Raw genomic sequence first — 20,532 nt, 5'->3', positions numbered from 1 at the left:
CCAGCCAGGGGACCCGCCCCGGCAGGCCACCCGCGCGAAGACGGAAGGGTCAACACGGTCAGGCGACCGCCACTACGGAGCCGGGAGACGACACTCAAGGCCGCGGTCACGACCGACCCCACGCCGAGCCGGCACCAAGCCCCACGACCGGGCCGGTGGACGGCCCCCGAGCCGAGACCGAAGGCAGCGACACCCACACCCACCAGGGGCCCCACCCCGGCACACCACACGGGCAAGGACGCGAACCGCAACGCCACCATGCGCCCGCCGCTACGGCACCGGGCGACGGCGCCCAAGGCCGCGGTCACGACCGGCCCCACGGCGAGATGGCGACCAAGCCCGCGACCGGAGTGGTGGACGGCCCCCGCACCAAGACCGAAGGCAGCGACACCCACACCCACCAGGGGCCCCACCCCGGCACACCACACGGGCAAGGACCCGAGCCGCAACGGCACCATGCGCCCGCCGCTACGGCACCGGGCGACGGCGCCCAAGGCCGCGGTCACGACCGGCCCCACGGCGAGATACCGACCAAGCCCGCGACCGGAACGGTGGACGGCCCCCGCACCAAGACCGAAGGCAGCGACACCCACACCCACCAGGGGCCCCACCCCGGCACACCACACGGGCAAGGACCCGAGCCGCAACGGCACCATGCGCCCGCCGCTGCGGCGCCGGGCGACGGTGCTCAAGGCGGCGGTCACGACCGGCCCCACGGCGGGATGGCGACCGGGCCCGTGACCGGAGGGGTGGGCGGCGCCAGGTCGAGACCGAAAGCGGTGGGGCCGACCAGGGGTTCCGCCTCGGTGGGCCATGCGTGCAGGGACGGGAGACGGAGCAGGATCAGGTGACCGCCGGTGCGGAGCTGGTCGGCGCGCAGGGGGCGGCGGCCGCTGGGGTCGACGGCGGCGATGATCTGCGGGGCGGCGGCCCGGGTGACGCCGTCGACCGTGACGGCCAGGTACTCGTCCAGGAGGTCCACCCGGACCACGGCGCCGGTACGCCCGTCGGTGAGGGTCGCCCACCCGGGGGTGAGGTCCTGGCGGGGGGCCAGCTCCTCGACTCGGCCGGCCGCGAGCAGCTCGGCGCCGAGGGCGTCGGCCAGGCCCTCGGGCGTGCCGCCCGCGTCCCGCGCGGTGAGGAGCCGATCGCCGAGTCCGAGGCAGGCGGAGACGGAGCCGCGCACCCCGATCGCCGCGAGCCGGGCGGCGGGCAGGGGGTGGACGGCGAGGGCGGCGGCCCCGCCGAGGGCGAGGACGTTGGCGCGCAGCAGCCGTTCGGCCAGGCGGCGTGAGCACTCCCGGACGACGACGGTGTTCCCGCCGGGGCCGACCAGGACGAGCGGCGCCGGCTCCACCCCGGCCACGGCGGCGACGGTCTGGTCGATGCGGGGGAAGGCCCGCCCCATGAGGTCGCCGTCGACGAGCGGCAGGCCGAGCCGGGCGGCTGCGACCGCGGCGACGACGGCGTTGAGGCCGCCGATCTCGATGACCCCGACCGCACCGGCCGACCCGCCCACCACCTCGGCGGCGGTGCGTACGGCGTCGGCGAAGTCGTCGGGGTCGGCGAGCCGTTCGGCCAGTACGTCGGGGGCGCCGACGAGCCCGGCGTGCACCACCAGGGTGTCCGGCGCCAGCGCCGCCGCCGGGACCAGCGGTACCGGTGCCGCGGCCAGCTCACGGCTCAGCAGCAGCGCGCCGGTGGCCACCTCTCCCCCGCCGCCGGAGCCGAGCAGGGTCGCTCCGGCGGCCAGCGCCGGCACCCGCGCGGCGGTCAGCGGCGCGGGAGACACGGGCGAGGGGGCCTCGGCGGACGTGCGGGTCACCCTTCGATCATCACACTTCGGCGCCCCGGAACGGGACGTACTCGTGCGCGTAACCGAAGTAGCCCGGCCCGGCCAGCTCGAGCCCCTCGGGGGTGCGCCAGCGCGGGTCGCAGGGCACGCCGAGGACGCTGACCCGCAGGCCGTAGCGGAGCGTCTCGGTGGTGACCGGTTCGCCGGAGTCGGTGTCGAGGACGCAGATCAGGTCGGGGACGCTGACGACGACCTCGCCGTCGCGGGTGGCGACCAGGTTCTCGTTCTGGAAGGACAGCTCCAGCGCGGACCCGGTGTCGGCGTCGAGGCCGGTGAGCCGGGCGGTGCCGCGGGCGAAGCCGCCGGTGGTGGTGCGCTGCACGTCGCTGATCTTCCCGGTGAAGACCGTCCGGCCGCCGAGGACACCGGACGCCGCCGTCACCGGGTCCGCGTGGCCCTCGCGGGCCTCGCGGATGGCCCGGCCGACCCGCTCGCACAGGGTCAGGGTGCCGGGCACCAGATGGTCCTTGGCCTGGCGGCCGGTGAGGGCGTAGAGGCTCACCGCCGCGCTGCAGCCCATCTCGACGGTGGCGGCGCGGGCGAGGCGTTCCGCCCACGCGTTGCCGTCGGTACGCAGGGTGACGGAGTTGCCGCGCTCGTCGGCGAGCGCCATCGGGGAGGCCTGCACATCGCCCAGGGTCGGCAGCAGCATCTGCAGTTCGGGGAAGGCGCGGCCCATGCCGTCGGCGTCGATCAGCGGGACGCCCGCCTCGGCGGCGGCGACGAACGGCGACATGGAGTTCAGGCCGCCCGCCTCGATGGAGACGGTGTGGGTGGCCTTGCGGCCGAGGAGTTCCTCCAGCGCCCGCATGGCGCCGATGATCTCGTCGCCCGAGGGGAGCTTCTCCAGCATCACCGTGGGCGCCCCCATGAAGGCGGTCGGGACGATGAACGCCCCGTCGTCGATCTCGTCGAGGTCGAGAAGGGTGACGGGCCCGTTCCGCTTCAGCGCCTGCTCGGCGAGGAGGCGGCCGACGAACGGATCGCCGCCTCCCCCGGTGCCGAGCACGGCGGCCCCGCGGGCGAGGTCGGGCAGGTGGTCGGCGGTGATCTCACGCACGGGGGCCTCCCAGGCTCAGCTCTCCGACGGCCTTGACCCGGATCCGGGTGGCGTTGCCCGGCAGGTAGGCCAGCGGTACTTCCTCGATGTCGACGATCTCGACGGAGCCCGGCCGGGCTCCGGCGGCCACCGCCCGGTCGACGGCTTCCTGACGGGCCTCGTCGAGCACGGTGTCGCGCTGCTGCGGGACGACCGAGTAGACCCGGTCGACCTCGCCGCCGACCTGCGCGATCGCCGCGCCGATGGCGTTGGCCACGGCGAAGTGGTCGGGGCGCACCACGCGGGACGCGCCCGCGAGGTCCTCGGGCACCAGGATGCTGCCGCCGCCGACGGCGACGACGGGCACCGGTTCGGCGGAGGCCCGCATCCGGTCGACGACCTCGGCGAGCCGGTCGTCGACGAAGCGCAGGGCGGCGTCCACCACGCTCTTGTCGAGATGGGCGACGAGCGAGACGTCCCCCACCTCGGCGCGCCCGCCGGCCACCGCGACGTCGGTGGCGGTGAGGCGGGTGCCGCCGAAGACGAGGGCCTCCTGGGCGAGCCGGTAGCCGACGCTGGCGGGGCCGACGGCCGTGCCGGACGCCTGGTGCAGGACGTGGCTGCCGCCGCCGATGCCGATCGAGAGGACGTCGGGCATGCGGAAGTTGGTCTGCACGCCGGCCACGTTGACGTCCGTGGACGCCTCGCGCGGGAACCCCTGCTGGAGGATGCCGACATCGCTGGTGGTGCCGCCGATGTCGACGACGGCGCAGGACGGCAGCCGGGACAGGAACGCGGCGCCGCGCATGGAGTTGGTCGGTCCCGACGCGAAGGTCGCCACCGGGTAGCGGCGGGCGTAGTCGACGTCCATCAGGGTGCCGTCGTTCTGGCTGAGGAAGACCGGCGCGTTGATGCCCGCCTCCGCGACCGTGCGGAGCAGTCCGGTGGCGACCTGGTCGGCGAGGCCGCGCAGGGCGGCGTTGACGACGGTGGCGTTCTCCCGGCCGAGCAGGCCCATGCGGCCGATCTCGTGGGAGAGGCTCACCGGGGCGCCGGGCAGTTGCTCGGCGATGATCTCGGCGGCGCGGGTCTCGAACTCCGCGTTGACCGGGGAGAAGACGGAGGACAGCGCGAAGGAGGTGGCGCCGGCGGCGACCGCGCGGTCCAGGACCGCGCGGAACTCGGCCTCGTCGAAGTCCGCGATGGGGCTGCCGTCGTACTCGTGTCCGCCGTGGCACAGATGGCTGTGGCCGCCGATCGCGGTGACCAGGCGGTCGGGCCAGTCGACCAGCGGGGGCAGGGCGCGGGTGGCGGGCAGCCCGAACCGGATGGCCGCGGTCTGCGCCAGGCGTTCGCCCTCCACCAGCGCGTTGATGAAGTGCGTGGTGCCGATCATCACCGCCTGCACGGCGGCCGGATCGAAGCCGGTGGCCTGCCGGAGGTCGCCGAGGGCGGTGACGATGCCGCCGGTGACGTCGGCCGTGGTGGACGCCTTCACGGCGCCCAGCACCCGGTCGCCGTCGATGAGGACGGCGTCGGTGTTGGTGCCGCCCACGTCGATGCCCAGTCGGAGCATGTGGGTTGTCCTGCCTTTCTCTTTCGGTGGCCGCGTACGCCGGTGGCGTGCGCGGTCAGGCGGCGGGGACGCCGGGGGTGCCGGTCGCCGTCCCGGGGACGGCGCGGCGGGTCGGTGCGGTGCCCACCCCGCGGACCAGGCCGAGGCGGGCGGCGGCGAGGTAGAGCACGAAGGCGACGGCGATCGAGTTGATCGACGGCAGGCCCCAGTCGACGTACTTCCCCACGACGGCCGCGACGGCCCAGGTGATCAGTCCCGCGGGCACCCACATGGGCGAGGCGGCGGGGAGTTCGCCGCTCTCGCGGGTCTCGTCCAGGCCGGAGCGCCAGGTGCGGGCGACGAAGTACTCGGCGACCATGATCCCGGCGATCGGCGGGAAGAGGACGCCCAGCAGGTCGAGGAAGTCGGTGAAGTTGTCGAGGACCCCGGCCGCGCCCAGCAGTGAGCCGAGCACCCCGACGCCGACGGTGACGGCGCCCCGGTGGAGGCGGCGGCCGAAGGCCTGGTCGACGAAGGTGACGACGCCGAGGGAGGCGGCGTACAGGTTCCAGTCGTTCACCTTGATGGTGGCGGCCACGATGATCAGTGTGCCGAGGAAGCCCGAGGTGGAGGTGACGATGGCGATGACGTCGTTGGTGCGCAGGGCGAGTGCGAGGAGCACGCCGATCAGGCCGATGACGTACTCGCCGACCGTGATGCCGACGACCGTCTGCTTGACGACGTCCTTGCCGCTGCGGTTGAAGCGGCTCATGTCGGGGGTGATGACCGCGCCGACGATGAAGCCGCCCGCGACGATGGTGGTGCCCTGGAGCAGGGACAGTGAGGGTCCCGCGGGCTGGGCGGAGGTCAGCGCGCCCAGGTCGTGCCGGGACAGTTCGACGGTGATGGACCAGCCCGCCATCAGCAGGAAGGCGGGGACGGTGACGTAGGCGGCCCACGCCATGGAGCCGACGCCGCGGACCACGATCGCGGTGATGAGCAGTCCCACCACCAGGGCCCAGCCCCAGGAGGGCAGGACGCCGACGAGGTTCACCAGGCCGTCGGCGGAGACCGCGTTCTGGATGCCGAACCAGCCGACGGCGCTGATGCCGATGGCGAGTCCGATGAGCGAGGCGCCGGCCGCGCCGAACCCGGTCCACCGGGCCAGCAGCGAGGTGGAGAGCCCTTCGCGCTGACCGGCGATGCCGGTGAAGACCGTCATGACCTCGAGGATCACCGCGCCGAGGGTGATGGCGAGCACGGCGTTCCAGAAGGTCATGCCGAAGCCGAGGGTCGCGCCGATGAGGAAGCTGGCCAGGGTGGAGAGCTGGCCGAAGCGCTGGGTCGCCACCGAGAACCAGTGGAACCGGGCCGTCTGCGGCACGCGGGCCAGCGCGTGGTCGTCGTGTCCTGAAGAGGACGCCATGGGGACTCCAGAGGGGCGGGGGCGCCGGATGCGGTGCGCCGAGACTAGGCCGCCGCCCCCGGGCGGTCACCGTGCATCAGGCACCGGTTCGCGGCATCGGCAGGGCACCCCGCACAGTCGGGCGGCGGCCACGGACCGGGGCGGGCGCGTCGGCGGTGCGGTCGGCACGGTCGTCGCCGCCCGGCTGTGCGCGTCGCACGTTGCGGCCCTCGGCGGGCCCGCACAGGGTGGGCCGACCGTCCCGCCCACACCCTGGAGGTGCTGTGAAGCTCACGGTCGTGCTCCCCGTCATCACCGACGCGTTCACCGAGGAGGTCCGCCGCGAGGTGGGTGCCTGGGTGTCGCCCGGCACGGAGGTCGAGGTCCGCCGCATCGCGCGGGGCACCGCCTCCATCGAGTCCGAGTACGACGAGGCCCTCGCCGGCCCCGGCATCCTCGACGCGGTGGGCGAAGCCGCCGCGGACGGCGCCGACGCGGTGTTCGTCAGCTGCTTCGGCGACCCCGGCGTGCAGGCGGCCCGGGAGATCGTGGACATCCCGGTGGTCGGCGGCTTCGAGCCCGCCGTACTCACCTCCCTGGCGCTCGGCGAGCGCACGGGGGTGATCACCGTGCTGCCGAACGTGCTGGGGATGCTGCACGGCCTGGTCCGGCGCTACGCGCTGACGCAGCGGGTCGGACCGATCCGGGTCGTCGACATCCCCGTCCTCGACCTGGACCCCGGCGACCGGCTGATCGACGCGCTGACCGAGCAGGCCCGGGCCGCGGTGGCGGCGCGGGAGGCGGACGTGATCGTGCTGGGCTGCACCGGGATGCTGGGCGTCGCCGCGGCACTCCAGGAGCGCCTGGCCGCCGAGGGCCCGTTCGTCCCTGTCGTCGACCCCACGGGGGCTGCGATCATGTGGCTGGAGTCGCAGGTGCGGCTCGGGGTACGACCCAGCCGTGCCACCTACCTGCCGCCCCGGCCGAAGGACCGCATCGCCTGACGACCATCCCCCGTCCGCCTGGCCCACGACCCTGGAGTTGCCCCATGGCCCTCGACGTCGCCGCGATCCGCGCGCACGTGCCCGCCCTGAAGTCCGGTACCGCGCGGTTCGACGCGCCGGGCGGTACGCAGACCCCGCAGCCGGTGATCGACGCGATCGCGGCGGCGCTGACCGCACCGCTCGCCAACCGGGGGCGCAACACCGAGGGCGAGCGCAACGCGGACCGGATCGTCGACGAGGCGCGGTCCGCGCTCGCCGACCTCCTCGGGACCACGCCGGGGACGGTCGTCTTCGGGCGCAGCGCCACCCAGCTCGCCTACGACCTGTCGCGGACCCTGGCCAAGGGCTGGGGGCCGGGCGACGAGGTGGTGGTCACCCGGCTCGACCACGACTCGAACATCCGGCCCTGGGTGCAGGCGGCCGAGGCGGCCGGGGCAGACGTGCGGTGGGCGGACTTCGACCCGGCCACCGGCGAGCTGCGGCCCGAGCACCTCGCCGCGGTGCTGGGCCCGCGCACCAGGCTGGTCGCGGTCACCGCCGCGTCCAACCTGATCGGGACCATGCCGGACCTGCCGGCGCTGGCCTCCCTCGTCCACGCGAACGGCGCGCACTTCCACGTCGACGCGGTGCACTACGCCTCGCACGCCGTGGTGGACCTGGCGGCGACGGGCGCGGACACGCTGGTGTGCTCGCCGTACAAGTTCCTCGGCCCGCACCTGGGCGTGCTGACCGGCCGGGCCGAGCTGCTGGAGTCGCTGCGGCCGGACAAGCTGCTGCCGTCCGCCGACACCGTGCCCGAGCGTTTCGAGCTGGGGACCCTGCCCTACGAGTTGCTGGCCGGGGCGAGCGCGGCGGTGGACTTCCTGGCGGGGCTCGACCCCGAGGCCGGGGGCTCCCGCCGGGACCGGCTGGTCGCCTCGTTCGCGGCACTGGAGGCGCACGAGGACGCGCTGCGCGAGCGGCTCGAACGAGGGCTCGCGGAGCTCGGCGGGATCACCGTGTACTCGCGGGCCGCGCGGCGCACCCCGACGCTGCTGTTCACCGTGGCGGGCCTGCGCCCGGCCGACGTCTACCGGCAGCTCGCCGAGCGGGCGGTCGACGCGCCGGCCGGGTCCTTCTACGCCGTGGAGGCCGCGCGCCGGCTGGGCCTCGGCGACGAGGGCGGGGTACGCGTGGGCCTCGCGCCGTACACCAGCGCGGAGGACGTGGACCGGCTGCTGACGGCGCTCGGCGCCCTGGAGCGCTGAGACACACCCCGCACCCCCGCGGAACACCCCGCAGGATGCCCGGCGGAGCGAAGCGGCACGCGCCCCCGCGTGCCGCTTCGCCGTGTGGTCCACCCGCTCGCGAGGTCAGGTCAGCGGCACGGTCACCTCTCCGGCGCCCTCCGCGCTCGCGCCGCCCGCGACCCGGACGGTGAAGGGGCGGTCGGTGCCGCTCGCGGTGACCCGCAGGGCGTCCCCGTCGCGCCGCACGCGGAAGGTCGCGGCCGGCGTGCCCAGCAGGTCGGGCACGGTGACCTCGGCCGCGTAGTCGGCGGCGGCGGACGGGTGGACCAGCAGGGTCGGTGCGTCCAGCCAGTCTCCGTCGGGACGCTGGTCGTCGGAGCCCAGCGGCAGGACGGCGCCCACGCGGACGTACAGCGGCAGGCTGTCGTAGTCGTGCCGTTCGGTGCGCCAGGCCGGGCCGGTGACGCGCTCGCCGGTCAGCAGGTGGGTCCAGGTGCCCTCGGGGAGGTAGACCTCGACCTCGCCGTCCTCGGTGAAGACCGGAGCGACCAGGACGTCGGAGCCGAGCATGTACTGGCGGTCCAGCGGCCGGCACGCCGGGTCGTGCGGGAACTCCAGGACCATCGGCCGCATCATGGGCACGCCGGTGCGGTGGGCCTCGGCGGCGACGCCGTACAGGTAGGGCATCAGGCGGTGCTTGAGGAGGGTGAAGCGGCGGGCGACGTCGACGGCCTCCTCGCCGAACTCCCACGGCACCCGGTACGACGAGGAGCCGTGCAGCCGGCTGTGCGAGGAGAGCAGGCCGAAGGCGAGCCAGCGCTTGAAGACCGCCGGGTCGGGCGTGCCCTCGAAGCCGCCGATGTCGTGGCTCCAGAAGCCGAAGCCACTCAGCGACAGGGACAGGCCGCCCCGCAGTGACTCGGCCATCGCCTCGAAGGACGACCAGCAGTCGCCACCCCAGTGGACGGGGTACTGCTGGCCGCCCGCGGTCGCCGAGCGGGCGAAGAGGACGGCCTCGCCCTGGCCGCGCTCCTTCTCGAGGAGTTCGAAGACGGTGCGGTTGAACAGGTGCGTGTAGTAGTTGTGCATGCGCTCCGGGTCGGAGCCGTCGTGCCAGACCACGTCGGTGGGGATGCGCTCGCCGAAGTCGGTCTTGAAGCAGTCCACGCCCTGGTCGAGCAGCGGCTTGAGCTTGCCGGCGTACCAGTCGCGGGCAGCGGGGCTGGTGAAGTCGACCAGGCCCATGCCTGCCTGCCACAGGTCCCACTGCCAGATGTCGCCGTCCGGCCTGCGCACCAGGTGCCCGAGGGCGGCGGCCTCGTCGAAGAGCGGGGACTTCTGGGCGATGTAGGGGTTGATCCAGGCGCTGACCTTCAGCCCCTTGGCCTTGAGCCGGGCGAGCATGCCGTCCGGGTCCGGGAAGACGTCCGGGTCCCATTCGAAGTCGCACCACTGGTACTCGCGCATCCAGAAGCAGTCGAAGTGGAAGACGGAGAGCGGGATGCCGCGCTCGGCCATGCCGTCCACGAACGAGGTCACCGTCTGCTCGTCGTAGGAGGTGGTGAAGGAGGTGGTGAGCCACAGGCCGAAGGACCAGGCCGGCGGCAGGGCGGGGCGGCCGGTGAGGGCGGTGTAGCGGGTGAGGACGTCCTTGGGGGTGGGCCCGGCGACGACGTAGTACTCCAGCGTCTGGTCCTCGACGCTGAACTGCACCTGGCCGACGGACTCGGAGCCGACCTCGAAGGAGACCGCGCCGGGGTGGTTGACGAAGACGCCGTAGCCGCGCGAGGAGAGGTAGAACGGGACGTTCTTGTAGGCCTGCTCGCTGCTGGTGCCGCCGTCGGCCTGCCACATGTCGACGACCTGGCCGTTCTTGACGAACGGGGTGAAGCGCTCGCCGAGGCCGTAGATCTGCTCGCCGACGCCGAGGGCGAGACGGCTCAGCATGTGGTGGGCACCGTCGCCGGTGGTGGCGAAGGCGGTGCCCTTGGCGTTGGCCCGGGTCAGCTCGCGTCCGTCCGCGTCGTGGAAGGTGAGGCCGAAGGGGCCCTCGCGGTCCAGGCGGAGGGTGAGCGGGCCGCTGGTCAGCTCGGTGACGGTGCCCTCCCGGCGCACCTCGCCGGCGCCGTCCTCCGCCTCGGTGAGCGCGAAGTCGGGGCCCGGCCGGCGCTTGCCGGCGTGGTGGGTGACGCGGACGCCGATGACGCCCTCGGCGGGAGAGAAGCACTCGACCGTGAGGAGCGGCGCGTTGAGCGTGTCCCCCCTCCGCGTCACCTTCTTCACGGCGGCATGGGCGGTGAAGCGCTTCGATTGGGGGCGTACATCACGTACCTCGGTGGCGTACGAGAGATGCACGCCCTCGCGGATGAGCCAGAAGCCGTCGGTGAACTTCATGATCTTCCTTGGGTGGGGCGGGAGCTGTCGGGTGGGAGCACGGAGGCCGTCTCACAGCGTTTTGATCGTACACAAAACAAATCCCCGTGCCGAGGTGTTCGCACCGCCTCCACCACGCTGAACTGGCACTATCACGCAAGAGAACGGTCTCCTCACCCCGCGGAACGGAGAGAGCGGGGCCACTTTCCTCTAGCGCGGAAGCGGGTTGGTGACGTATTAGTCATCACATCAAACAAAACAGTCCGGCGAGGAAGCCGGACGGTACGACAGCAAGGGCCGCACCATGTCGAAGCGCTTCACCTCGCTCGCCTTGACAGCACACCCCCCGGCTGCCACGCGCCGCGGGCGAGGACGCTCACGCCGAGTCGTCGCCCCGTTCACGGCGGTGTCCGTGCTGGTCGCCGGCGCGGCACTGGCCGGCTGCGGACAGCAGCGCGACGCCGACACCTACACCGTGATGAACTCCTCGACCGACGAGTCGTACCACCGCTGGGACGCGGAGGCGATGGCCCGCTGCGGCAAGGAGCTGGGCGTCACCATCGAGCAGCAGAGCGTCCCGGCGGCGCAGGTGATGACGAAGGCGCTGCGCATGGCCTCGTCCAAGTCGCTGCCCGACATCGTGCAGTTCGACGCGTCCGAGATGCCGACCTTCGCCGACGCGGGCGGACTGGTCGACCTCAGGACCCTCGGGCTGAGCACCGACGACATCCCCGACGGGATCGTGGACTTCGGCTCGTACAAGGGCACGTACTACGGCGCGGCCCGCTCCGTGAACACCCTCGCCCTCTTCTACAACAAGGACGTCCTCGACAAGGCGGGCGTCGAGGTGCCCACCACCTGGGCCGAACTGCGGGCGACGGCGAAGAAGCTCACCCAGGGCAAGCAGTACGGCCTCGCGCTCAGCGCGGGCGGCGCGGAGGACGGCGTCTTCCAGTTCACGCCCTTCATGTGGTCCAACGGCGGCGACGAGACCGACCTGGACGGCCCGAAGGTGGTCGAGGCCCTGGACTACTGGAAGGGCCTCCTGAAGGACCGTTCGCTGTCGAAGTCGACGGTCAACTGGACGCAGGCGGACGTCAACGACCAGTTCATGGCCGGGAACGCGGCGATGATGATCAACGGCCCGTGGCAGGTCGAGACCCTCAACAGCGACAAGTCGCTACACTGGGGCATCGCGCCGATCCCGGTGCCCGAGGCCGGGGACGACTCGGTCGGCCCGCTCGGCGGTGCCGTGCTCACCGTGCCCAACACCGGTGACGAGGCCAGGGAGAAGACGGCCGGGAAGATCGTCGCGTGTCTGGCGAGCGAGCAGGAGCAGCTCACCTACGCGCTCAACAGCTGGATGGTCCCGGCCAACGCCAAGGCCGCCGCCGTCTGGCGCGAGAAGGTGCCCGAGCTGGACTCCCTCGCCGACCAGGTGGCCGTCGCCCGGTCCCGGACGGCGAAGCTCGGCGCCGGCTGGTCGAGTGTGTCGCTCGCACTGCAGAGCGCCTTCCAGTCGGCCCTGACCGGCCAGTCCAGCGAGACCGCCCTGAAGCGCGCCCAGCAGCGGGCCACGAGCGGGAACTGAGGTACGACCCCATGACCACGCCCATGCCCACCACCTCCACCGTCGGCGCGCAGACGCCCGCCAAGGCGTCCGAGCCCGCCTCCGCTCCCGACCCCGGCCGGATCGCGCGCCGCCGCCGGCTCGCCCAGTGGGGGTTCGTCGCCCCCGCCGTCGTCTTCATGCTGCTGTTCTTCGGCTACCCGCTCGTGCGCAACGTCGTGATGAGCTTCCAGGACTACACGCCGAAGACCTTCTTCACCGGTGAGTCGCCCTTCAACGGCGCCGACAACTGGTCCAACGTGTTCCAGGACGCCCTGTTCGGCAAGGCCCTGTGGCACACGCTCGTCTTCACGGCGGGCTCCCTGCTCGGCCAGTTCTGCATCGGCCTGGCACTCGCGGTGTTCTTCAGCCGCCGCTTCCCCCTGAACGGAGTGCTGCGCTCGCTGATCCTGCTGCCCTGGCTGGTGCCCATGGTGGTGTCCGGCATCGTCTGGCGCCGCATCCTCGACCAGGACACGGGCGTGCTCAACTCGTTCCTGGACACGCTCGGGATCGGCGGGCACACGCCGTGGCTGACCAGCCCGGAGATGGCGCTGCTCTCGGTCATCCTGGTCAACATCTGGATCGGCATCCCGTTCAACATGGTCATCCTGTACGGCGGTCTCCAGGAGATCCCGAAGGAACTGCACGAGGCGGCCGCCCTGGACGGCGCCTCGGCCTGGCGGACCTTCCGTTCGGTGACCCTGCCGATGCTCAAGCCCGTCGTCACGGTCGTCCTCGTGCTGGGCTTCATGTCGACGGTGAAGATCCTCGACCTGATCCTCGCCCTGACCGACGGCGGCCCGGCCGACGCCACCCAGACGCTGGGCACCCTGACCTACCAGAACTCCTTCGTCCAGCTGGACTTCGGCGCGGGCGCCGTCGTCGGCAACGTACTCATCCTGATCTCCGCCGTGTTCGCGGTGTTCTACCTGCGGGCCAACCGCACCGAGGGGAAGTGACGTCCATGGCCTCCCACACGCCCACCGCCTCCCGGCGCCGCTGGGGCTCCACCGTCGCCGGCGTACTCATCCTGTGCGTGATGCTGTTCCCGCTGTACTGGATGCTCAACACCGCGCTCCAGCCCGACTCGGGGCTGCTCCAGGTCGACCCGGTGCCGGGCAGCCTGGACTTCTCCGGCTTCTCCAAGGCGATCAGCGACCAGGGCGGGCACCTGCTGACGTCACTGGCGGTCTCGCTCGGCGCGGTCGCCATCTGCCTGGCGATCTCGGCGCCGGCCGCGTACGGTCTCGCGCGGTTCGGGCTGCGCGGCTCGCGCACCATCGTGTTCGGCACGCTGATCACGCAGATGGTGCCGGGCATCGTCATCGCCAACGCGCTCTACAACTCCTACGTCGACCTGGGCCTGGTCAACTCCTACTTCGGCCTGATGCTGGCGGACGCCTCGCTGGGCATCCCGTTCTCGATCGTGCTGATGCGCTCCTTCATGGTGTCCATCCCGGGCGAGGTGATCGAGGCGGCGCAGATCGACGGCGCCGGTCCGGTCCGCACCTTCGTACGGGTGGTGCTGCCGATGAGCCGCAACTCGCTGATCACGTCGGGACTGTTCGCGTTCCTGTTCTCGTGGAGCGACTTCATGTTCGCCCTCACCCTGAACACGACCGACGAGGTCAAGCCCATCACCCTGGGCATCTACCAGTACATCGGCGCGCACGTCGGCGACTGGGGCTCGGTGATGGCCGCGTCGGTGCTGTCCGCGGTGCCCGCGGCGATCCTCCTCGTCCTCGCCCAGAAGTACATCGCCGCCGGGATCACCGGCGGTTCCGTCAAGTGAATCCCGCACGCCCCTGAACCCGCACGCCCCGCAAGCACGGAGATGAGCAGCACAGCATGAGTGAGTACCCCGGTTTCCCGCCCGGCTTCGTCTTCGGCGCCGCGACCGCCTCGTACCAGATCGAGGGCGCGGCGACCGAGGACGGCCGCGGACCGTCGATCTGGGACACCTACAGCCACACTCCCGGCCTGGTGGTGAACGGCGACACCGGTGACGTGGCCTGCGACCACTACCACCGCTACCCCGAGGACGTGGCCCTGCTGCGCGACCTAGGCGTGGACTCCTACCGCTTCTCGATCGCCTGGCCGCGCATCGTGCCGGACGGCTCGGGCGCGGTGAACCCGAAGGGGCTCGACTTCTACTCCCGGCTGGTGGACGAACTGCTCGCGGCGGGCATCGAACCGGCCGCCACCCTCTACCACTGGGACCTGCCGCAGGCCCTGGAAGACCGTGGCGGCTGGCGGGTGCGGGAGACGGCGGAGCGGTTCGCCGAGTACACGGCGGTGGTCGCGGAGCACCTGGCCGACCGGGTGCCCCGCTGGATCACCCTCAACGAGCCGTGGTGCAGCTCCTTCCTCGGCTACTCCATCGGCCGGCACGCGCCCGGCGCCAAGGAGGGCCGCGGCGCGCTGGCCGCCGCCCACCACCTGCTGGTCGGCCACGGGCTGGCGGTGAAGGCGCTGCGGGCGGCCGGGGTGCGCGAGGTCGGCATCACGCTCAACCTGGACCGCAACCTGCCCGCCACCGACTCCCCGGCCGACCTGGCGGCGGTGGTCCGTGCGGACACCCAGCACAACCTGGTGTGGACCGAGCCGATCCTCGCGGGCCGCTACCCGGCCACCGAGGAGGAGACCTGGGGTGAGCTGATCACCGGCGAGGACTTCCGGCGGGACGGCGACCTGGAGCTGATCTCCCAGCCCCTGGACTTCCTCGGCGTCAACTACTACCGGCCGATCGTGGTCGCCGACGCCCCGCACCGCGAGAGCGACCCGGGGCGGCGCGTGGCGACGGACAACCGGTACGAGGAGGTACGGCACCCCGGAGTGCGGCACACGGCGATGAACTGGCCGGTCGTGCCGGACAGCTTCACCGACCTGCTCGTCGCCCTGAAGCAGCAGTACGGCGACGCGCTCCCGCCGGTCCACATCACCGAGAACGGCTCGGCGGAGGACGACTCGGCCGCCGCCGACGGCACGGTCCACGACACCGACCGGGTCGACTACCTGCGCGACCACCTCACCGCGCTGCGGGCGGCGATCGACGCGGGCGTGGACGTACGCGGGTACTACGTGTGGTCCCTGCTGGACAACTTCGAGTGGGCGTACGGCTACGACAAGCGCTTCGGCATCGTGCGGGTCGACTACGACACGCAGCGGCGCACGCCGAAGGACAGCTACCGCTGGTACCGGGAGATGATCGCCGCCAACCGCGGGTGAGCGGGGCGGGCCGATGCGGAGGAGGCTGCCGGGCGGCCGTCCTCCGCGTCAGCCCGCGTCCCGTTCCGCGTAGGCCGCCGGGTCGGCCAGCACCTCGCGGACGATCACGCCGGCCGCGCCCCGGGCCGCGTCGCCCAGCGAGGACGCGGCCCGCAGCCGTTTGCCGTCCTCGCTCCACAGCCCGGAGACCACGCGCCGCGCCAGTTCGCGGTCGACGGCCGGGGCCAGCCAGTCCATCAGCTCGCGGTAGACGCCGCCGAGCATCACCGCCTCGGGGTCGAAGAGGTTCACCGCGCCCGAGAGCACCACGCCCAGTTGCCGACCGGCCCGTTCGACGGCGGACAGCGCGGACGGATCGCCCTGCCGGGCACGGCGCTCGAGTTCGGCGACGCCCCGCGCGCCCGCGTCCGCGTCGATGCCGGCGGCGGTGAGCAGCGCGGCCTGGCCGGCGTACTGCTCCAGGCACCCGTGGGCGCCGCACCGGCACAGCGGGCCGTCCGGGTCGACGACCATGTGCCCGATCTCCCCGGCGAAGCCGTGCGCGCCGCGCAGCAGCTCGCCGCCGAGCACCAGGGCGCCGCCGACGCCGATCTCGCCGGTCAGGTAGAGGAAGCTGCGCACGCCCTCGGTGCCGGCGCCGAACCACAGCTCGGCGAGGGCGGCGGCGTTGGCCTCGTTGTCGGAGCTGACCGGCAGGGGCCGGTGGGCGGGGCGCAGGGCGAGGAGCGCCTGGGCGAACAGTCCCTCGACGGCGACCCGCTGCCAGCCCAGGTTGGGGGCCTGGCGCACGGTGCCGCCCGTCACCAGGCCGGGCAGCGCGACATGGACGCCGGCCGGTTCGAGCTCCTGGTCCGCCGCCGAGCCGACGGCGCGCGCCGCCAGCCGGGCCGCACCCGCCAGGACCTCGGAGGGCTCGACCCCTCGGTTGTCGACGTGCTCCACGAGCCGCACCCGGTCGGTGCCGGCGAGGTCGACGACGCACACCGCGATGTAGTCGATGTTGATCTCGACGCCGAGCCCCGCCGGGCCCGAGCGGGACACCTTCAGGACGGTGCCGGGCCGGCCCGCCTGACCGCTGCTGGTCTTGCCCCACTCGGAGACGACGCCGTACTCCAGCAACTGCTCGACCAGGGACGACACGGCCGCGCGCGTCAGTCCGACGTGCGTGGCGACACCGGCCCTGGTCGCCTCCCCCGCGTCGTGCACGGCCCTCAGGACCAGGCTGAGGTTGTGCCGTCTGACCGTGGCCTTGTCGGCCTTCGGCTCCAGGGGGGTGAGGTTGTTCATCATGGTGCTGTCGAGCGTATGCGACACCCGGGGCACCGGGCCCCGGGTGCTCCGGCGACTAGACCGGCAGGTTCCACTTCTGGGTGCCGAGGCCGTTGCAGTCGTAGATCTGCAGCTTGGTGCCGTTGGCGGTGCCGCCGGACGGGATGTCCAGGCAGCGGCCGGACTGCGGGTTGAACAGCGAGCCGTCGGCCCGGTGGCGCCACTGCTGGCCGCCGACGCCCGGGGCGCAGTCCCACACCTGGACCTTGGTGAAGTTGGCCGTGCCGTTGCCGTCGATGTCCAGGCACTTGCCGAACGCGCGCACCGTGCCGTCGGGGGCCACGGACCAGCGCTGTCCGGTGGCGGTGCCGCAGTCCCACAGCTGGGCGGCGTTGCCGTTGCCGCTGGTGTTGGTGTCGACGTCCAGGCACTTGCCCGCGACCCACGGCGTGGTGACCTGGCCGACCGGTCCGCCGAGACCGCCGGTGCCGAAGCGGACCTGGCACTGGTTGCCGGTGCCGAGCCAGGTGGCGGTCAGGTAGAGGAAGGAGGTGCCGTCGGCCCGCGGCACGATCGGTGAGCTGTAGCCGGGGCAGGAGGGCTCACCGGGGTTGTAGCCGCCGGTGGGGTCGGTCAGGACCGGGGCCTCGATCTCGGTCCACTCCCCCGCGCCGAGGCGGGTGTTGGCGAAGACCACGCTGCCGGACTCCGACAGCACCGTCTTGTTGCCGGTGGGCCCGCTCACCACACGCTGGCCGGACATCAGCAGCGTGCCGTCGGGGCCGCCGCCCGGTACCCAGGCGAGGTAGGGGGTGTGCAGCAGTTCCCTGCCGTCGGCGGTGCGCACCAGGGTGCCCGGGTTGTCGGCGGGCGCCCAGTTCAGGCCGTCGGGGCTGGTCTTGGTGTACACCTCGCAGGCGTGGTCGGCGTCGGTGGCGTCCCGGCACATCTCGTAGGCCATCATGAACCGCCCGTCGGGCAGCGGGACGACGATCGACATGCCCGGGCGGGCGAGGTTGTCGGCGGGGAAGGCCACGTCCTGGGTGAGCGTGCCGCTCCAGGTGCGGCCGCCGTCGGTGGAGGTGTAGTGGCCGATGACCTGGTTGTTGGTGGGGCTGCCCGCGGGCCGCTCGTCGGAGATGAAGCAGGCCAGCGTGTTGTCGGGGGCCAGCAGGAACCAGGGTTCCCAGATGCCGTGCCCGATGGTGTCGGGCAGGCCGCTGGTGCGGGTGCAGTCGGAGAGGTACTGCCAGCTCTGACCGTGGTCGGTGCTCTTGAACACCTCGACGCGCTGCGTGGTGTAGTCACCGGCCTGCCAGGCGGTGCCGGCGGCGAGGAGGTCGCCCTGGTTCAGGCCGTTCGCGGTGCGCGGCACCTCGTAGAGGACGGGTGCCTCGATGTCCCAGCCCGGGGTGTGCGAGGTGATGGTGGAGATCGGGGCGGCGCTCCAGGTGCGCCCGCCGTCGGTGCTGCGGTGGACGGGCAGCGTGTTGGTGGCGCCCTGTTCACGCCGGGCGTAGGTGGCCAGCATGGTCTGCCCGGCCGAGCCGTCGTGGTCGAGACGGACGGCGCGCGGGTAGCTGTCGTCGCCCTGCGGATGGGCCGCGAGGTCGGGCGACGCCAGGACCTGTCCGGCGGGCGCGGCCGACGCGGGCTGCGACCACAGGGACAGCAGGGCCGTGAGGAGGGCCAGGACACCGAGCAGGGCCGGTGATCGTCTGAGGATGGGTGACGGGTTGCGCACGGATCGACTCCTTGTTGGTGGGGATGTCGGGTGGTGCGGGATCGGTGGGCGGGGTGGGGCAGGGTGGGGCGGCCGGAGGTCAGGCAGTGGGGCGGGCCTGCGGGTCGTCGCCGATGTACGGGTCGGTCCGCGTGTCCACGTCCAGCGCCGTCCGCGCGGCCACGGTGCCGTCCACGACGAGCGCCAGGTGCAGCCGGCCACTGACCCAGCCGTCGGGCAGCGTGGCGGGCACGGTGACGGCGGCGCCGAGGACGTACGGCTTGGTCTCCGCGCGGCCGCCGGGGACGGCGTCGCCGGGCGCGTCGGGCGTCCTGGCGTACACCGGGGTCCAGGTGGTGTGCAGGGTGCCCGCGACCGGGTCGGCGCCGTGGTGGGAGACGTGGACGTCGACCGTGAAGTCGCGGTCGGAGGTGAGCAGGTCGCGGCCGGGTGCCACCGGCGTGACGTCCAGGACGAGGGTGGTCGGCGCGTTGGCGTGGGCCGGGTCGACGCCCGCGAGGTCCTTCGTGCCGCGCCCGAAGTCCAGCAGTCCGGCGCTCTCGTGCTCGATGTCGTACAGCTCCGTGTACACGTACCCGGCGAGCCGGTCGTGGCGGCGCAGCTCCTGGGTCTGCCAGCGCAGGTGCCAGGCGCGGTCCAGGCCGGTGAAGCCGCCGCCGTACTCGCTGTTGAGGTTGGGCAGGCCGCGCAGCGGCTGGCCGGGGACGGCGAGCTTCTTGTGGACGACGAAGTCGGGGCCGAGCTTGACGGGGAAGTCGTCGCGTTCGCCGGAGAGCAGGTCGGCGACGGTGGTGGCCCAGGAGGCGGCGCTCTCGTCGTAGTAGTGCCAGTCGAGCAGGTCGGTCTTGACGTGGGTCCAGCCGGAGTTGTCGACGACCGGGCGGGTGGCGTCGAGGGCCTTGAGGCGGTCGTAGGCGTCGGCGGTGGCGCGCTGCTTGGCCGGGTCGCCGGGGATGTCCCAGTCCAGGCCCCATTCCTCGTTGTACAGGCCCCAGATGACGATGGCGGGGCTGTTGCCGTCGCGTTCGACCATCGGCTCGATCTGCTCGGCGAAGGCGGCGGTGGAGGCGGGCGAGAAACGGCCGGGCGAGGCGGGCTCGGCCCACAGGAGCATGCCGAGGGTGTCGGCGTGGTGGGTGAAGCGGGGGTCCTCCAGCTTGAGGTGCTTGCGGACGAGGTTGTAGCCGGCCTCGGCCGCGAGTTCGAGGTCGCGGCGCAGGGCGGTGTCGTCGGGGGCGGTGATGCCGGTTTCGGGCCAGTAGCCCTGGTCGAGCACGCCGCGTACGAACAGCCGCCGCCCGTTGAGGTACAGGGACTCGCCGTCGACGGTGATGGTGCGCAGTCCGGTGTAGGCGGCGACCCGGTCGGTGCCGTCGGCGGAGATCAGCTCCGCGTCCACGTGGTAGAGGTGCGGGTCCTCCGGCGTCCACAACCTGGGCGCGGAGAGCGGGAGTTCGGTAGCGAGCCGTCCATCGGGGTCCACGGTCGCCGTGACGGCGGTGTCCTCGTCGCGTACGCGCAGCCGGAGTTCGGCGCGGTCCGCCGCGGGACCGTGCACGACGGCTTCGACGGTGATGCCGGTCAGGTCGTCGTTCGGGCGCAGCCGGAGTGCGGCGAGGTGGGTGGCGGGTCGGGCCTCCAGCCAGACGCTCTGCCAGATGCCGGAGGACGGGGTGAAGCAGACGCCGTCGTAGTCGTCGCGGGGCATGCTGCGCTGCTTGCCGTGGGCGATGTCCCGCTTGTCGGCGGGGGCGTGGACCCGGACCGTCAGCAGGTGGTCGCCGCCGTCGCCGAGGGCGTCGGTGACGTCGGCGGCGAAGGGGGTGTAGCCGCCCTCGTGGTGGGCGACTTCGGTGCCGTTCACCCAGACCGTGGCGGCGTGGTGCACGGCACCGAAGTGGAGGACGACGCGCTGTCCGGCCCAGTCGGCCGGCACGGTGAACGTCCGCCGGTACCAGGCGGTCCGCAGCCAGTGCTCGGCGATCCCGGAGGCGGGCGTCTCCCAGGCGAAGGGCACGGTGATCGCGCGGTCGTAGCCGTCGGACGCGTCGGCGGAGTACCGCTCGGCGGGGTCGGCGCGGAAGTCCCAGGCGCCGTTGAGGGTGAGCCAGGAGTGGGACCGGTCGAAGTGGGGCCGGGGGTATTCGGGACGGGGGGTGGTCATGGGCGTGAGTGCTCCGATTCGGTGCGGCTGTGGGGAGAGTCAGCGGTGTACGGCG

At 72.8% G+C, this 20,532-nt stretch carries 14 protein-coding genes; 6 read left to right on the top strand and 8 right to left on the bottom strand.

The window, feature by feature from the left end:
• Positions 1 to 700: 700 nt before the first annotated feature.
• The 4 genes from Sru02f_RS14515 to Sru02f_RS14500 are packed head-to-tail and all read right to left on the bottom strand — an operon-like array spanning position 701 to position 5,875.
• Positions 701 to 1,825, bottom strand: a complete 1,125-nt coding sequence (locus Sru02f_RS14515; RefSeq protein WP_109030439.1) for a DUF917 domain-containing protein — start codon at positions 1,823 to 1,825, stop codon at positions 701 to 703.
• 10 nt (positions 1,826 to 1,835) lie between these two features.
• Positions 1,836 to 2,915 carry a DUF917 domain-containing protein gene (locus Sru02f_RS14510; protein ID WP_109030438.1) on the bottom strand — a complete coding sequence of 360 codons (1,080 nt, stop codon included), beginning with the start codon at positions 2,913 to 2,915 and terminating at the stop codon, positions 1,836 to 1,838.
• The gene (locus Sru02f_RS14505; RefSeq protein ID WP_109030437.1) at positions 2,908 to 4,470 is read right to left on the bottom strand and encodes a hydantoinase/oxoprolinase N-terminal domain-containing protein; all 1,563 of its coding nucleotides are present in this window, start codon (positions 4,468 to 4,470) and stop codon (positions 2,908 to 2,910) included. The genes Sru02f_RS14510 and Sru02f_RS14505 overlap by 8 nt, the downstream gene beginning before the upstream one ends.
• Positions 4,471 to 4,525: 55 nt before the next feature.
• On the bottom strand, positions 4,526 to 5,875 hold the full coding sequence (locus Sru02f_RS14500; RefSeq protein ID WP_109030436.1) for a purine-cytosine permease family protein: 1,350 nt from the start codon (positions 5,873 to 5,875) through the stop codon (positions 4,526 to 4,528).
• A 263-nt stretch (positions 5,876 to 6,138) separates the two neighbouring features.
• Between Sru02f_RS14500 and Sru02f_RS14495 the strand changes: the two genes are divergently transcribed.
• Positions 6,139 to 6,858 carry an aspartate/glutamate racemase family protein gene (locus Sru02f_RS14495; protein WP_109030435.1) on the top strand — a complete coding sequence of 240 codons (720 nt, stop codon included), beginning with the start codon at positions 6,139 to 6,141 and terminating at the stop codon, positions 6,856 to 6,858.
• 44 nt (positions 6,859 to 6,902) lie between these two features.
• Positions 6,903 to 8,105 (top strand): cysteine desulfurase-like protein, encoded by a 1,203-nt coding sequence (locus tag Sru02f_RS14490; RefSeq protein ID WP_109030434.1) that lies wholly within the window; start codon positions 6,903 to 6,905, stop codon positions 8,103 to 8,105.
• Between the two features lie 105 nt (positions 8,106 to 8,210).
• Here Sru02f_RS14490 and yicI read toward each other — a convergent pair whose 3' ends face one another.
• On the bottom strand, positions 8,211 to 10,481 hold the full coding sequence (gene yicI, locus Sru02f_RS14485; RefSeq protein WP_109030433.1) for an alpha-xylosidase: 2,271 nt from the start codon (positions 10,479 to 10,481) through the stop codon (positions 8,211 to 8,213).
• A 283-nt stretch (positions 10,482 to 10,764) separates the two neighbouring features.
• Here yicI and Sru02f_RS14480 point away from each other — a divergent pair, with 283 nt between their 5' ends.
• Genes Sru02f_RS14480 through Sru02f_RS14465 form a run of 4 tightly spaced genes read left to right on the top strand, consistent with a single transcriptional unit; the run spans position 10,765 to position 15,300 of the window.
• Positions 10,765 to 12,051 carry an ABC transporter substrate-binding protein gene (locus tag Sru02f_RS14480; protein WP_164276651.1) on the top strand — a complete coding sequence of 429 codons (1,287 nt, stop codon included), beginning with the start codon at positions 10,765 to 10,767 and terminating at the stop codon, positions 12,049 to 12,051.
• An 11-nt stretch (positions 12,052 to 12,062) separates the two neighbouring features.
• Positions 12,063 to 13,031: a carbohydrate ABC transporter permease gene (locus tag Sru02f_RS14475; RefSeq protein ID WP_109030432.1), complete on the top strand. Its 969-nt coding sequence runs from the start codon at positions 12,063 to 12,065 to the stop codon at positions 13,029 to 13,031.
• Between the two features lie 5 nt (positions 13,032 to 13,036).
• A complete protein-coding gene (locus Sru02f_RS14470; protein WP_003977772.1) occupies positions 13,037 to 13,864 on the top strand; it encodes a carbohydrate ABC transporter permease in 828 nt (275 codons plus the stop codon).
• A 56-nt stretch (positions 13,865 to 13,920) separates the two neighbouring features.
• Positions 13,921 to 15,300, top strand: coding sequence for a GH1 family beta-glucosidase (locus tag Sru02f_RS14465; RefSeq protein WP_109030431.1), 1,380 nt, complete (start codon positions 13,921 to 13,923; stop codon positions 15,298 to 15,300).
• A gap of 48 nt (positions 15,301 to 15,348) precedes the next feature.
• Here the strand turns inward: Sru02f_RS14465 and Sru02f_RS14460 are convergent, their stop codons facing one another.
• The 3 genes from Sru02f_RS14460 to Sru02f_RS14450 form a co-directional block, all read right to left on the bottom strand.
• Positions 15,349 to 16,590 (bottom strand): ROK family protein, encoded by a 1,242-nt coding sequence (locus Sru02f_RS14460; RefSeq protein ID WP_109031413.1) that lies wholly within the window; start codon positions 16,588 to 16,590, stop codon positions 15,349 to 15,351.
• A 55-nt stretch (positions 16,591 to 16,645) separates the two neighbouring features.
• Positions 16,646 to 18,313: a sialidase family protein gene (locus Sru02f_RS14455; RefSeq protein ID WP_109030430.1), complete on the bottom strand. Its 1,668-nt coding sequence runs from the start codon at positions 18,311 to 18,313 to the stop codon at positions 16,646 to 16,648.
• 79 nt (positions 18,314 to 18,392) lie between these two features.
• On the bottom strand, positions 18,393 to 20,477 hold the full coding sequence (locus Sru02f_RS14450; protein WP_109030429.1) for a glycoside hydrolase family 2 protein: 2,085 nt from the start codon (positions 20,475 to 20,477) through the stop codon (positions 18,393 to 18,395).
• Positions 20,478 to 20,532: the final 55 nt, after the last annotated feature.

The sequence above is a fragment of the Streptomyces rubrogriseus genome (assembly GCF_027947575.1).
Classification (GTDB): Bacteria; Actinomycetota; Actinomycetes; order Streptomycetales; family Streptomycetaceae; genus Streptomyces; species Streptomyces rubrogriseus.
Note: the sequence above shows the minus strand (reverse complement) of the source record. Positions and strands in the feature narration are given on the sequence as shown.

Coding starts and splice junctions, on each gene's coding strand:
- Sru02f_RS14490 (WP_109030434.1), top strand. CDS start 6,903: ATGGCCCTCGACGTCGCCGCGATCCGCGCGCACGTGCCCGCCCTGAAG.
- Sru02f_RS14470 (WP_003977772.1), top strand. CDS start 13,037: ATGGCCTCCCACACGCCCACCGCCTCCCGGCGCCGCTGGGGCTCCACC.
- Sru02f_RS14465 (WP_109030431.1), top strand. CDS start 13,921: ATGAGTGAGTACCCCGGTTTCCCGCCCGGCTTCGTCTTCGGCGCCGCG.
- Sru02f_RS14505 (WP_109030437.1), bottom strand. CDS start 4,470: ATGCTCCGACTGGGCATCGACGTGGGCGGCACCAACACCGACGCCGTC.
- yicI (WP_109030433.1), bottom strand. CDS start 10,481: ATGAAGTTCACCGACGGCTTCTGGCTCATCCGCGAGGGCGTGCATCTC.
- Sru02f_RS14475 (WP_109030432.1), top strand. CDS start 12,063: ATGACCACGCCCATGCCCACCACCTCCACCGTCGGCGCGCAGACGCCC.
- Sru02f_RS14450 (WP_109030429.1), bottom strand. CDS start 20,477: ATGACCACCCCCCGTCCCGAATACCCCCGGCCCCACTTCGACCGGTCC.
- Sru02f_RS14460 (WP_109031413.1), bottom strand. CDS start 16,590: ATGATGAACAACCTCACCCCCCTGGAGCCGAAGGCCGACAAGGCCACG.
- Sru02f_RS14480 (WP_164276651.1), top strand. CDS start 10,765: ATGTCGAAGCGCTTCACCTCGCTCGCCTTGACAGCACACCCCCCGGCT.
- Sru02f_RS14500 (WP_109030436.1), bottom strand. CDS start 5,875: ATGGCGTCCTCTTCAGGACACGACGACCACGCGCTGGCCCGCGTGCCG.